The organism is Alteromonas sp. ABV4_150, from assembly GCF_056311745.1.
The window spans coordinates 324,782-338,961 of the sequence record NZ_CM149971.1; the positions used below are offsets into that span (position 1 = coordinate 324,782).

Here is a 14,180-nt window from a genome sequence, read left to right on the forward strand (position 1 = left end):
CAATGAGAAAAATCCTATTTCAACGGCTGCTTCAAGCAGTACTGATGGCGTGGAGTGTAGGCACACTCACATTTATTATAGCCCGTTCACTACCTGGAGATATGGCTTACAAAATAGCTGCTGGCCGCTACGGTGATGATGCGGTAAGCACAAGTGCCGCTAATGCCGTAGCAGAAGAACTTGGTCTGCACAGAAGCGCTTTCGAACAGTACGTAAGCTGGATGACTGATTTAGCCTCTCTGGATTTAGGAACAAGCTTGGTCACGGGAGCCCCAATTGTTGTTGAGCTACAAAATCAGCTTTCTTACACCCTTGTTCTCGCTGGGCTCGCTATTCTGGTATCCGCATTAATTGCGTTTCCTCTGGGAATTTATAGCGGCATCAGAAGCGCTCGAAAAAGTGAAAATACACCTAAAAGCCGTGCTTCTCTTTTTGATAAAACAACATTAGTGTTTTCCACGTTCGTGCGCTCTCAACCGGTCTTTTGCTTGGGGCTAATTCTCATCTTTATTTTTGCACTAGAGCTCAACTGGCTTCCGGTTGCGGGCTCTTCAGGCTTTGTCTATACCATATTACCTGTAATGACCTTAGGGTTAAGCCTGGCGGCTATATCAAACCGCGTAATTCGCAATAGTACTGTTAATGCGGTTCAATCGGGTTACTTCCATTTCGCCAAGATAAAAGGGTTAAGCGCTCTAGAGGCGTTTAGGTGCCATGCGCTACCTAACGTTGTAATACCTGCTATAGCCTTCATGGGCATACAGCTTATCGGGTTAACTGAAGGCGTAATTATGATTGAAAGCCTTTTTGCTTGGCCCGGCATAGGACACGGACTTTCCCATGCTGTCTTTGCCCGCGACATCACTATGTTACAAGGCACTGCTTTGCTAATGGGCATGTTATTCGTATTGGTCAACACACTTGTCGATTTAAGTCAGTATGCACTCGACCCAAGGGTGAGGGAAAATCGAGGACATAGCCAATGAAGACACCCGCCTTACCTGTTGAAAAAGTGATAGGCATTTCACTTTTGATGCTGCTCTTATTACTTGCGTTGGGCGAGCCTGTTCTATTGGGAACAAACGGTAATCAACAAAATTTAAAGCAAGTGCTCGAAGCCCCAAGTGCGCAACATTGGTTAGGTACAGATCAGTTCGGACGCGACATGTTAGCCAGAATCTCAGAGGGTCTGCGCATATCACTCTCTCTCGCTGCACTGTGTGTACTAAGTTCATCAATCATTGGCGTGCTAACGGGCGTAATTGCAGCGTGGTGTAGAGGTTGGGTAGATACGACGTTGAATTTCATTGCCAATACAATATTGGCGCTACCCGGACTGGTACTTATTCTTCTTTTCGCGGCGCTAGTACCAGGCTCTTTCATTATGCTGTATTTAGCCATTTCCTTAGTACTGGCCGTCGAGTACTTCAGGCTGGTACGTGCTATCACTCTACCAGTAGTGACAGGCCCTGCACTGGAAAACTCTACACTTATGGGTTTTCCAAGACGCTATTTATTTAGTAAGCATATATGGCCCGCCATTCGACAAGACGTGTTATCACTTGCTGCCTTTGGTGCCTCCTCCTCAATTATCGCCATGGCATCGGTGGGCTTCGTTTATGTTGGTTTAAAACCACCCAGCCCTGAGCTTGGGCTGATGATAGTTGAGCTTTTTCCATACTATCACGAAGCACCTTGGCTGCTCGCACAACCTATTTTCGCCCTATTCGTTCTCGTACTGGGCTTTCACTTACTTTCTGCGAAGAGTGACAAAACCCCTCGTTTAAATAAGTTCATTTTTGACAGCAGCAGTAGACTATCGAAGAGTGATGCATTGGAGCGCAAACTGTGAGCCAATACATTGCTATTGAACATTTATCAATTTATGCGCAAGACGCAATTATTGTAGAGGATTTATCCCTTAACCTTGAACAAGGCGAGACACTGACTATATTGGGTGAAACCGGGGCAGGTAAAAGTCTGCTAGCGCAAACAATTATGGGCGACTTACCGCCTGCACTTAAGGTTACGGGAAATGTTCTGATAAACGGTGTAGATATGCTTCGTGCGAACCGACGTGAAATTGAACAATTGTGGGGGCGAGACATTGTTATGCTGCCGCAAGAGCCATGGCATTCTCTAAGCCCAATGATGAAAATTCGCCAGCAAGTCGCCGAAGTTTTTCGGTTTACATTGGGTAACGATGCTCGCGAAGCACAAAAGAGTGCGAAGACACAGCTAGACAACCTGGCTCTTAAAGACGACAGTGATAAGGTCCCTTCTCAACTTTCCGGTGGAATGGCACAGCGTGTTGCTTTTGCCTGTGCATCAGCGACTAATGCACCTTTATTTCTAGCCGACGAACCCACAAAAGGGCTAGATGCCGGACGCAAACATCATATTATTGAGCAACTAAAGCAAAAAGCTAACGACGGTACGCTACTTACCATTACGCACGATGTTTCAGTGGCAGAGGCACTGGGTGGTAAATGTATGGTGCTTAAAAACGGGAAACTGGTTGAAGCAGGTGATACCCGCAAGATACTGTCCTCCCCTTCATCAAATTATACCAAAGCCCTTATTGCGTCGGCTCCGCAACACTGGACGGCTACAACAAAGAAAACGCATAGGTTTGCACCGCTGGTATCGGTGAATGACCTCACAATTATGAGAGGTAACCGTGCACTATTTACTGGCCTTAGTTTTTCTTTAGGGGAAGGCGAAATTGTCGGGCTTTGTGGTGATAGCGGCAGTGGAAAAACGTCTCTAGGTGATGCTCTACTTGGGCTTCTACCCTATCAAGGCAATATTGCTTTTCATACGCTTTTACACCGTTATCAAACCCTAAAGCTGTATCAAGATCCCCCCAGTTCATTTGCCGATCACACTACGCTTAAATCATTGATTGATGACGTAATAAAGCTTCACAATGTGTCTAAAAATCGTGCTGATTTACTTTCAGCTCAACTAGGCCTTAACCAGCAATTGTTTGAGCGCAGCGCCTCTGAAGTAAGTGGAGGTGAGCTTCAACGCATTGCATTGCTGCGCGCGCTGCTACTAAAGCCCAAGCTACTTATAGCTGACGAGCCAACATCTAGGCTCGACCCCATTACAAGTAAGGCAATTACTCACTTACTTGTCGATCAATGCAGAGAAGAAAATTGCACGGTGCTCTTTATCAGTCACGATAGAACACAGCTAGAAAAAGTCTGTGACCGCGTCATTGACCTTCAGACTCTCACAACATCAAAAGCCGTTATGTAACGGCTTTTGGAAGACAAGATTCAGGGCACTTTCGTGTGTTTATACGCAAACCGTAGCCACGAATAAACTAAAAAGTCACGATTTCATCGTCAATAAGATGACCAACAGCCTGACTCTGCTCAGCATCGACAAATGCGCAATCAATAGCGCTAAAGCGCGCCGTAGTAACCTTTCGATAATTCGGGTGTGTATAAATATAAGTTTGCTCTGACTGAAGCGCCTCTATCACGCGTTCAGCTAGCACAGAGGCATCGATTCCCGACTCAACCGCTTTAGTTGCCGCTTGAGCGCCGGCTTTGAGCTTCTCTTTATCAATGCGCTTTTCAGCTGCCACTGCGTACTTTTCTTGTCTGTTTCTGTACGACTCATGGATGCGGGTTTTCACAAATGCCGGGCACAATACTGAGGTATGAATACCAAAGGGTTTCAACTCCGGCATCCAACTTTCTGTCATAGATACTACCGCCGCTTTTGAAGCGCAATAAGCCCCCGCATACGGCATGCCCATCATTCCCGCCATTGACGCTACGTTTAATACCCAGCCTCCTTCGCCGTGTTCTTTAATGGCTGGTACACATGCTTGTGCGCCATAAAGCACGCCCATTACGTTAACATCCATAACCCAGCGCCAAGTTTGATGCTCTGAATCTTCTACTTTACCCGGAGTACCGCCCACACCCGCATTATTAATGACCATATGAACCTTGCCAAATTTCTCTATTGCATTGGCAACTATATCTTCCCACTGAGAGTAGTCGGTAACATCTAGGGCACAAGTCAGCACATCAAAACCTTGTTCGCGCAACCCTTTGCTTGATTCGGTTAACGCCACATTATCAATATCGCCCATAACGATATTCATACCCTGCCTTGCCAATGCCTCTGCCAGCGCTAACCCTATGCCGCCAGCGGCGCCAGAAATAATAGCGGTCTTACCTGTAAATTCGTTAGACATCTTACTCTCCAGTTATTTTTATTGCGCCGCGGATCATTTGGGAAAGCCATTTCAATGAGTAATTTGAAATCGCCTATCCCACTTAACTAGCGCTTATCTACACGCCTAGATTAGGGGTAACAGGGTGGGGAAAATACTTTATTTGGCTAATTTGAATAGCTTCATGAAATTAATAAGGCAGGTTTAACATAAAAGTGGGGGAGTGAAAAAAGGGCAGTGACTGACACTGCCCTTTACTGGGACACGATGCCTATTGCCGCAATTACGTCAGGCTCGATTATTTCGCCGGCATCACATAAACTTCTCGAACACAGGCCGATTCATTTGCACTTAGCGCAAACAATACCGACTTTGCTATATCTGCTGGCTGAAGCTTATCTTCCTTAGGCTCGTCAAAAAATGGCGTGTTTACCATGCCGGGGCAGATTGTAGTGCATCGACCGCCCCACTCGCGCATCTCCTCGGCAAGATTTTGACCGAAACCATAGGCAAACCACTTACTTGCACCGTAAACAGAACCTTTAATAGCCACTCTTCCGGCTACAGAACTGGTAATAATAAAGTGCCCTTTCGTTTTTTGAAGAAAAGGTAAACTTGCTTTAGCGGTATAGAGTAAACCGTTGACGTTAGCGCCTAACATCCCGTCCCAGTCTTCTACATCACCTTTTTCAATACCGGCAGCGTTCGCGCCGCGCCCAGCGTTGGCAAATACGCCATCTAAATGGCCAAAATGTTCATGTGCTTGCTCAAATGCGCGGTTCACTTCGTCGAAGTTACTCACATCAGCCTTGATAGCGCGTGCATTGTCTTCGCCCAATTCGTTAACTAACTCGGTTAACTTATCTTCACTTCGCGCGATAAGCGCAACTTTGTATCCTTTATCAACTAGTTGCTTTGCCGTTTCTTTTCCAATACCGCTAGAAGCACCGGTAATCGCAATAACCTTGTCGCTCGGTGTAGAATCTGACATATCATCTCCCATTTTTTAACTCATAGAAATTATCGTTAGTCTGCTTCTCTCACAGCTTCGTAATGTGAAGAGAAGCTAAAGTTTGGAAAGACACTATGCAATCATCTTACTAATTTGATCGACAAAGGCTGGGATGTCGTTAGGATTCCTGCTGGTAACTAACTTATCATCGGTCACCACTTCTTTATCTACCCAATTCGCACCTGCGTTTTTCAAATCCGTTTGAATGCTAGGGAATGAGGTTAGCGTTGCACCTTTTGCTAAACCCGATTCCACTAGTAGCCATGGTCCATGACAAATCGCACCAACCGCTTTAATGCTATCAGTGTTATTTGCTTTCTTAATAAAGTTCACTGCATCTTCGTTGGTACGAAGTATGTCAGGGTTTATCTGACCGCCCGGAAGAACAAGAGCGTCGTAATCACCAAGGTTTGCCGATGAAACCTGCAAATCAACCTCAATGTCTTTTCCCCAATCATCTTCATCCCATGCTTTAATAGAGGTTTGATCTTCTATGGATAAGATATCAACCTTTGCGCCACGTTCGGTGAACATTTCTTTAGGTTGAACCAATTCACTTTGCTCAAAACCATTGGTTGCTAAAATAGCAATTTTTTTACCCTGAAGATTTTGAATGTTGCTCATACTTGTTACTCCTTTTCATAGTTCTATCGAACACCCGTAGCACCAGTTGAGCCAGTAAGACTAAACAGCGCCACAGTTTCAATGTAGTAAGAAGTAAATTGCAAATTACAAACCACGAACTCAAAAAAAGCATAACAAATTGTTTTTATTATTTTTTTCACAGGCAAGCTGAATTAATCCCAACATAAGGCTTCATCAATTTTTTGCACGGCCTGTGAATGATTTACAGAGAGCGTTAAGCCGTCTTCTTTATTTTGATGTATACAAGAATACGAATGCGTACTTATCGAAAAGATTAGAGGAACTATGAGCAAGGGACGGTTTAGCCACGCAAAATCTGCATTTGAGCTTTCGCTGAAAAGCTGGTGGAGCATAACAAAACGCATATTCACCAGCCTGCAAAAAGACAATATTCCCCTTATTGCTGCAGGTGTTGCTTTCTACTGTTTATTGGCGATATTCCCCTTACTGGGTGCCACTATTGCTTTATACGGACTTATGGTTTCACCGGAAGAACTACAAAGTCATATGGCGTTACTTGTAAACGTTGTGCCAGCTGATAGCCGATATATTATTGAGGAACAACTTACTAATTTAACGGAGAAATCCAGTACAGCTTTGGGATGGAGCTTTCTATTTACTCTATTTCTCTCGCTTTGGAGTAGCAGTAAAGGCGCAAATGCGCTCATCAAGGCCTGCAATATTACTTACAGTGAATCGGAAGGGCGGGGCTTTCTAAAAGGAATATTGGCTCGCGTAACTTGCACAATATTTATGATTCTTGCAGTTATTATCGCCTTGGCCTGTATTACGATTTTGCCTGAGGCTATTGTTTTTATATCAGCGAACACCATTAGCGAAGAACAGTCGATGTGGATAACTTGGCCTGTTATGCTCGGCTTATTCAATTTAGCCTTATCAGCGTTGTACCGCTATGCTCCACATCGTCGGGAAGCTCAATGGCGATGGGTGACGCCAGGTTCGTTATTTGCCACTGCATTGTGGCTTATTGCATCCTATGGCTTTTCAATTTATCTAAACGAATTTGCAAGCTATAGCAAAACGTATGGTTCAGTGGGCGGCATTATCATTTTACTAATGTGGCTATACATAAGTGCCTACATCATTCTTATCGGTGCAGAGGTAAATTCGTCGATAGAACTTCAGACCACTGCAGACAGTACCAAAGGCGAAGACAAGCCCATGGGCGAACGAAATGCTTTTGTAGCTGACCATACTCCAGACGATCTGAAACGTTAGCTATTTTAAACTTTGCATTAGCTCGCTATTTAGGAGGATCGCACCAACATTCAATGAGAGTGTGAGCGGGCGGTTACCGCATCTTAGAAGATGCGTAAATTTACAAAACTATACTTCTATTCAGTTAAATTCAGTCAGCGTTTTGTATACCTTTTCTCTTACCCAATGTTGGGTAAATTCATAAAAGGAATTATACAATGCAAGAATTAAGTTTTACTGATATCGAGAATGTTTCCGGCGGCTGTGAAGAGCACTGCTGGGGTGATTTTAGTTTTGCGGGCTTTATGGCTTCTGTAGGTGCAGGGGCACTAGGTGGTATCGGTGGAGGCTGGGCTGGCGCAGCTTTAGGCGGTATTTCTGGCGGCCTAGGTTACGCTGGAGGTAAAATTGGCGACAAAATGTCAGAACGCACGTCTCTAGAATAAAAATCCGGAGGCGTAACGCCTCCGACTTCGGAGTTTTCAATGAATATATCAATTGTTCAAATAGTCAAATATATTGCCTACATGCTTTTTATTATTGTAGTGAGCGTATTTGCGCTAAGGACATTATCATATTTTTTCCGTCTTCATGAGCATGCTGAAATGGTGATTACAACAACAGTCATTTTCGTCATAACTCTGCTTTGCACTATCGGAGCAAAAAAGCTGAATGTCTTCCCCTCACCTATAATAAAGCGCTAGCCTGTGAACAGTTTTATCTAATGCAACGCGTTTCTGGGCTAACGCGTTTTAAACCTAGGAAGCTCTTCGCTGTTTGTAGCTTGCATAGGTTGTTTAATGTTGGCGCGTTTAAATGTTGCGCCTTCCAGAATGCACTGAACGGCAAGCGGGAAACACACTTTCGCCATTTTTCTTCACCACCTCGCCATAATAACTGTTCATAATTCGCCCTAATCGAGGCGTTTAATAATAAGCATCGTCACTTAACGCGAGCTTATTCCATGCTATTTTCCAAAACACCCAAGCGCGACTACTTTAACCCCACAAAAACACATAAGCCCCTGTTTCGCGAGCGGCAAAATTCGTCAAAATCTCGCAGCCATACCTTGTTAATACTTGTTTCATTCCTGTGTTTCTTACTTGGTGTGGCAGTAAGCCCGTTAAGTCGCGCAGAGTCTGGTGAACTAGTGATGCAGGGCGAAGATGGAGAGTCGGCGCCAGCCTTATTACATTCAACTGACGTTGAGCTGCAAGTTAATGGCATGATTGCTCACGTCACCTATTCTCAAACGTTTACCAATGATAGCGATGAATGGAAACATGGTGTGTATACCTTTCCGCTTAATGAAAACGCGGCGACAAATAGTATGGAAATGCTTATTGGCGATAGAGTTATCGTCGGGAAAATAAAGCCGAAAGCTCAAGCCAAAGAAGCGTTTGATGCAGCAAAAAAAGCGGGAAAGAAAGCCAGCTTAACGCAACAACAGCGCCCGAACTTATTCACTCAACATTTAGCAAATATAGCTCCACATGAACAGATCACGGTTAAGTTACAGTACATACAGCAGGTTGCGTATGATAATGGAGAGTTTAGCTTCCACCTTCCTACCACCCTTACTCCTCGCTATATCCCTGGCATTCCTACAAGAAACTTAAGCGATACCGATTTAATTGAACATGCTTACCTTAGCAACATTGGAGCAAACAATCACAAAGAAGAAAATGTCAATGACGCGTCCAGCGACATCGCTAAAAGTAGAAGTAAGCGAGCCCCGCAAAGCACAGACCATGGTAGCAGTCGTTTAACGAGCAATAACACATTTGTTTCAGGCTGGGCGCTACCCACAAATGAAGTCAGTGACGCCGATAAAATAACACCGTTTATGGCGCCAGCTCAGCCCGATAGCAATACGAATCAGCTTTCTTTCAATGCAACAATAAATGCAGGGGTGCCTCTTGATTCCATCAATAGCACAGGCCACAAACTTAACTGGCATGCTATTGAAAACGCTAAATATCAATACCGCGCTTGGATTGATGATAAACACGTAACCATGAATAAAGATGTGTGGTTGCGGTGGCGTCCATCGAAGGACACTACTCCACAAGCAGCCTATTTCGCTGAAGATATAGATTCGGATCACTATGCGTTAGTTATGCTAACACCACCTCAAGTTAATCCTGACGATCTTCAAGACTTTCCGCGGGACGTTACTTTTATCATAGATACATCGGGTTCGATGGGCGGACGTCCGATTAAAGATGCCAAAGCCGCGTTAAAGCTAGCGATTGAAAGACTTGGCGCAAAGGACAGGTTCAATATTGTGGCATTCAATTCAAGCTACACAAAGTTATTCAGCCAACCTGCCAATACTAAGCCACATAATATAAAAACGGCCCTATCTTTTATCTCTGAGCTACACGCAAACGGTGGGACCGAGATGGCGGGCGCCCTTTTAGAAGCGCTAAGCGCACAGCCAAAAGAAAACTACATTAAACAGGTTGTATTTATCACTGATGGCGCTGTCGGAAATGAAGCTGCACTCTTTTCAATGATTCAACAACAGCTAGGTAGCGCAAGGCTTTTTACGGTAGGAATTGGCAGCGCACCTAACAGCTACTTTATGACCCGCGCAGCACAATTCGGCCGGGGTAGTTATGTGTTTGTCGACAACCCAAATAACATTCAAAAAGAAATGCTGCGTTTATTTAGCAAGCTTGAAAGCCCTGTATTGAGCAATCTTTCTTTAACGCTGCCAGTGAATATGCGGCACAAGGATAACGTTGAAGTTTACCCGAAACGCCTACCTGATTTGTACGCTGGCGAGCCACTGCTCATTAATTTAAAAGTGCCCGACCTTGCCTACGAAAAGCGCAGTCATGGTAATAATTTGGAACAGAATACTGCGGACAATAGCTTGGTGCTCGAGGGTACTTTAACTGACAAAGACGGTAATACACATAAGTGGCAACGCAGTATACAAGCTCGTTATTTAGAAGCTGAACGTACCAATAACGTAAGCGATAATTCGGCTAATGCTAAACCATCACACTCAACTCAACGCAATGGTATCGCTACCGCATGGGCACGTAAAAAAATTGCGGCGCTAATGGATGAAAAGGCGCTTGGTAGAGAAGAAAACGAGGTTAAAAACGACATTATTAGCGTAGCCTTAGCCCACAATCTAATTACGGCATATACCAGCTTTGTTGCTATTGAAGAAATCGTATCAAGACCTGAATCGGTAAACGTTAAATCGCAGAACGTAAAAAATCTAGTGCCACAAGGTACACAAATGCGTGCCGTTAGCTATCCGCAAACCTCTGCTGGTATTATTTTTTACATCGCTATTGGTGCTCTTTCATCCCTCTTTTTGGTACTGCTTTACTTAAGTGAAACACAGCGATTTTTTTCAAGCCAATGTAGTATTTTAGTAAAAGATGAAAGAGTAAAGCATCATGGTTAAGCCCAAAGTACTCATAAGTGTATTGCTTATTGCGGCTGTCACCTTTGGGTTTGGTAATGCTGCGTGGATAACGATAAAAGCAGAGTTAGCCCAAGTACTGATTGAAAAAGCTTGGGCAGAAACCTTGCAAACGGGCGCTGAAGTTAAGCCGTGGCAATGGGCAGACACGTGGCCCGTCGGGCGGTTAGTGCATCCCAAAAGCGATACCGACTTATATATTCTAGAAGGTGCCCAGGGTAATGCGTTGGCCTTTGGCCCAGGAAGACATATCAATGCTGGAGAGCTGGCCAGTGAAACCAGTGTTATTGGAGGCCACAAAGACACCCATTTCGCCTTTCTTGCAAAGGTAAATATTGGTGATGCGCTACAGCTGCAAACTTCTGATGGGATATGGCACCCTTATCGAATTTCGGCCAAGCGCATTGTTGATACAAAAAAGCAAACGCTGAATGTTCAACTCAATCAAAAAAGGCTGTATTTAGTCACTTGTTACCCATTTTATACCATTGCTCAAGACAACCATTTAAGGTTAGTTGTCGAGCTCAAGCCTTCATAAAATCGAAGCTATGGGGTCAGAGTCTTTACTCTGACCCCACTTTCTTGATTAGAGCGGCTTTCTCACTTTCGCTTAAAAACGCTATTTCTAAGGCGTTTTTCTGCGCTTGTTTAATATGAGAAGCAGTCAGGCCCGCTTGCTTGGCCGCGATATCAAATTCATGATCTAGCTCTATACCTTGAACGGCTGGATCGTCGGTATTTAGGCAGGCGAGTATGCCGTGATCCAAAAAGGTTTTTAACGGGTGTTCTGGTAATGAAGTTACCGTATTTGTGAGTATGTTACTGGTTAAACAACTTTCTATGCCAATGCGCTTATCGCGCAAATAGTCCATAAGCTTACTATCATAAATCGCATTAACACCATGCCCTATTCGCGTAGCACCTAAATCATCGATAGCTTGCCATATACTCTGAGGGCCCACCGCCTCACCGGCGTGAACTGTGATAGCTAATCCTTCACGCTGCACCTGTTCAAAGTGCTCTACGAACAGGTTACCAGGAAAGCCTTTTTCATCGCCCGCCAAATCAATGGCAGTAATGTGCGTTTTGCACGCCAGTATTGCATCTAACTCTTGCTGACATGCTTTTGCGCCATAAGAGCGCGACAATATACCTATCAAGTTAACCTTAACATCGTACTCTTCGACTGCGCTTTTTACACCATCTATAACCGCTTCAACCACACCTTGTGTAGGCAAACCGTGGCTTTCTGCCATAAAATAGGGGCTAAAGCGCAGCTCTGCGTAATCAATGCCCTGCTTTGCGGCATCCTCAACGTTTTCAATAGCCACACGTCTACAAGCATCAAGATTGCCTAACACCTTAACGCCCCACGTTAGCTTATTTAAAAACGACACCAAATCCGGCGCGATTTTCATTACTTGAACGTATGGTCGCAGCCCCTCTATCGAGTTAGCGGGCAGATTAATATTAAACTGCTGCCCAAGCTCAAGAATAGTTTGCGGGCGCACATTACCATCTAGGTGGCGGTGTAAATCTAGAAGCGGAAGTGTTTTATTGATCATGGGAATACGATTTGGATTCGAGCATTCTCAAGTATAACACTTGCCGCGTTAAACCTCGCTTGCTGCCAGAAAATAACTGTTTTATAGCGGGACAAAACTGTGCTTTTTTTGAAACGAAATTTGTTTTAAGTTTAGGCCATTGTGTCGACGCAATACTTATCGATGCTTTGTGCAGTTTTTCAAAGCCAAGTTCTCCCAATTTCTGATGTGGCTTTGTACATAAGCTGTTTTCCACCTAAGACTAACCAGTCACCTCTCCTTATAACGTAAACAACAGGAGCACAGTTATGTGCGGAAAGTGTATAGAAGGCTGCTATTTAGCAGGCTGGCGTAACGGTGCGTATTCATTCGAACACATGCAAGAAGCCCCGATTTTATGGGGCTAGATGTAATGGCCGCCCATGGGGTTGTCGAAGTAGTTTGTTCGCCAAGTACGTCAATGGAAGATATAAAAGCGCTCGGCCTAAATTCATCGCCAATGATGGCATGGGCAGGATATGTTTATTCGACAAGATCGCCACATGCCTCTGTCGAATTATCCCGCTACAACTGTTACCTAGAAAGCCAAAAAGCGAAACGTTATTCAACAGACAGCGAATGGGTAGAGCTTAATTCTCGCTACCCAATCGTTGCGCAATTTTTGGATAACTTAACGTTGCAGCACATCGGTAACCATTCGGATTCAGCTCTTCTAAATGAGATAGAATCGTTAATGCTTGCCATTCATGGCGATGGCTATTACACCTTTGAATTTGTAACGTCGATGTTTGCTGCAGAGGGTGTGTTCCCGATAGTTGAACTAAGTAAACACGCTAAGCCTTCTTTATTTGTTGAGCACGCACTAGAGATCTTTTTACTTACCGAACACCTATTGCACTACCGACCTTCAAGTTGGGCGCTTCAAGCGGCACTCAGTGTTGACCTAACGTGCGATTTTGACAGCTATCACATGTCATGGCGCCGCTATACGGCAAATCGCGTTTTACAAAATTTGAACATTGACGATATCCAAACGTTGGGAGGTACACTAGCGCTCAATACTATTCACGCGGTGTGTCAGCGCAATGTAGAAAATAAACCGCTGCTTAAAGCACTATTGAACGTAGTAAAAGACTGTAAGAGCGATACCTACATTGCCCCTAAAAAACTAGCATCGCAAATCGCAACTCTACTTGCCGTTTAAGTGCTGGCGACTTTTTAAGTGGTGGTGGCGATAGCTTATCAAGGCTCAAGGGCTGTGCCTTGATAAGGCTTGCACGAGTCATTACATCTCTTTTTTAAGTGTTTTTGCTACTGCTAATACCAGTTCTGCCGAAGGGCGAACTTTGTAGTCTGGGTTCACATAACTAAATAAAACCTTCCCTTTTTTATCTAGCATAAAAATAGCAGGCGCTGGCAAAACGCTTTTTCCACTTTCATCTTTGGTTAAATCAATACCATAGGTTTTGTATTTTAATTCAGTCATGGTATCTACGTAGAACCCAACGCCGAATTCGCGGATCGTATTTAATTTATCGTCAGATAGCAGTGTAACCAAAAACTCAGTTTCAAGTTTTTGCTCTTGTAAACGCGCAGGTGATTCAGGCGAAATTGCCAATATCTGATACCCCATGTCCACTAAGTCTTTTTCAATATCTTTCAGCTGGGCAAGCTGTTCGTTGCAGTATGGGCACCACCCGCCGCGATAAAAAAGTACAATACTGGGCTTTTCCATAGTCAGCGCTCGTAAGCTTACTGGCGATCCGTCAGCCATTTTAAGCGTTGTTTTAGGCGCAACCTGACCATTGAGCAATGGCGTCACTGAATTTGCATCTTCAGCAATAGTTCCACGCTCTAAAGCATGTACATTTGATGTACCCGCAATACAGGCGAATACCATAGCTGCCATAGCGACGAGTCTTTTCATTGATCCCTCTCCAAATTTATATTCTTATTGTGGCTTATTTACCGTTTTAGTTATTCGCGCTTCGCGCGATGCCTAGGAACATGACCGAGAAGGTTTGTTTAAAATTTCATTACGCATGAAAATAAACACGTACTCAGCTTTGATATAGGCCTCTTAGCTACAGCAGGCAACGCATTTTACTGGTAATA

At 44.3% G+C, this 14,180-nt stretch carries 13 protein-coding genes; 8 read left to right on the forward strand and 5 right to left on the reverse strand.

The window, feature by feature from the left end; genetic code table 11:
- The first annotated feature begins 2 nt into the window (after positions 1-2).
- The 3 genes from ACYX4M_RS01415 to ACYX4M_RS01425 are packed head-to-tail and all read left to right on the forward strand — an operon-like array spanning position 3 to position 3,264.
- Positions 3-986: an ABC transporter permease gene (locus ACYX4M_RS01415; RefSeq protein WP_476081582.1), complete on the forward strand. Its 984-nt coding sequence runs from the start codon at positions 3-5 to the stop codon at positions 984-986.
- A complete protein-coding gene (locus ACYX4M_RS01420; RefSeq protein ID WP_476081583.1) occupies positions 983-1,852 on the forward strand; it encodes an ABC transporter permease in 870 nt (289 codons plus the stop codon). Before ACYX4M_RS01415 ends, ACYX4M_RS01420 begins: the two co-directional genes overlap by 4 nt.
- Positions 1,849-3,264, forward strand: a complete 1,416-nt coding sequence (locus tag ACYX4M_RS01425; RefSeq protein ID WP_476081584.1) for an ABC transporter ATP-binding protein — start codon at positions 1,849-1,851, stop codon at positions 3,262-3,264. The genes ACYX4M_RS01420 and ACYX4M_RS01425 overlap by 4 nt, the downstream gene beginning before the upstream one ends.
- 67 nt (positions 3,265-3,331) lie before the next feature.
- Here ACYX4M_RS01425 and ACYX4M_RS01430 read toward each other — a convergent pair whose 3' ends face one another.
- The 3 genes from ACYX4M_RS01430 to ACYX4M_RS01440 form a co-directional block, all read right to left on the reverse strand.
- Positions 3,332-4,219, reverse strand: a complete 888-nt coding sequence (locus tag ACYX4M_RS01430; protein ID WP_476081585.1) for an SDR family NAD(P)-dependent oxidoreductase — start codon at positions 4,217-4,219, stop codon at positions 3,332-3,334.
- 277 nt (positions 4,220-4,496) lie between these two features.
- A complete protein-coding gene (locus tag ACYX4M_RS01435; RefSeq protein WP_476081586.1) occupies positions 4,497-5,189 on the reverse strand; it encodes an SDR family oxidoreductase in 693 nt (230 codons plus the stop codon).
- A gap of 93 nt (positions 5,190-5,282) precedes the next feature.
- On the reverse strand, positions 5,283-5,834 hold the full coding sequence (locus ACYX4M_RS01440) for a DJ-1/PfpI/YhbO family deglycase/protease (protein WP_476081587.1): 552 nt from the start codon (positions 5,832-5,834) through the stop codon (positions 5,283-5,285).
- Between the two features lie 306 nt (positions 5,835-6,140).
- On the opposite strand from ACYX4M_RS01440, the gene ACYX4M_RS01445 reads away from it, so the two are divergent.
- The 4 genes from ACYX4M_RS01445 (at position 6,141) to ACYX4M_RS01460 (ending at position 11,059) form a co-directional block, all read left to right on the forward strand.
- On the forward strand, positions 6,141-7,094 hold the full coding sequence (locus ACYX4M_RS01445; protein ID WP_476081588.1) for a YihY/virulence factor BrkB family protein: 954 nt from the start codon (positions 6,141-6,143) through the stop codon (positions 7,092-7,094).
- Positions 7,095-7,291: 197 nt separating this feature from the next.
- Complete coding sequence (locus ACYX4M_RS01450) at positions 7,292-7,519, forward strand: hypothetical protein (RefSeq protein WP_474855167.1); 228 nt, start codon at positions 7,292-7,294, stop codon at positions 7,517-7,519.
- A 623-nt stretch (positions 7,520-8,142) separates the two neighbouring features.
- A complete protein-coding gene (locus ACYX4M_RS01455) occupies positions 8,143-10,503 on the forward strand; it encodes a marine proteobacterial sortase target protein (protein WP_476081589.1) in 2,361 nt (786 codons plus the stop codon).
- Entirely contained in the window at positions 10,496-11,059 is a 564-nt protein-coding gene (locus ACYX4M_RS01460) for a class GN sortase (RefSeq protein WP_476081590.1), read from the forward strand. Before ACYX4M_RS01455 ends, ACYX4M_RS01460 begins: the two co-directional genes overlap by 8 nt.
- 25 nt (positions 11,060-11,084) lie before the next feature.
- Here the strand turns inward: ACYX4M_RS01460 and add are convergent, their stop codons facing one another.
- Positions 11,085-12,086 carry an adenosine deaminase gene (gene add, locus ACYX4M_RS01465; RefSeq protein WP_476081591.1) on the reverse strand — a complete coding sequence of 334 codons (1,002 nt, stop codon included), beginning with the start codon at positions 12,084-12,086 and terminating at the stop codon, positions 11,085-11,087.
- A 376-nt stretch (positions 12,087-12,462) separates the two neighbouring features.
- On the opposite strand from add, the gene ACYX4M_RS01470 reads away from it, so the two are divergent.
- Positions 12,463-13,269 (forward strand): hypothetical protein, encoded by an 807-nt coding sequence (locus ACYX4M_RS01470; RefSeq protein ID WP_476081592.1) that lies wholly within the window; start codon positions 12,463-12,465, stop codon positions 13,267-13,269.
- An 81-nt stretch (positions 13,270-13,350) separates the two neighbouring features.
- Here the strand turns inward: ACYX4M_RS01470 and ACYX4M_RS01475 are convergent, their stop codons facing one another.
- Positions 13,351-13,992, reverse strand: coding sequence for a peroxiredoxin-like family protein (locus ACYX4M_RS01475; protein ID WP_476081593.1), 642 nt, complete (start codon positions 13,990-13,992; stop codon positions 13,351-13,353).
- Between the last annotated feature and the right edge of the window lie 188 nt (positions 13,993-14,180).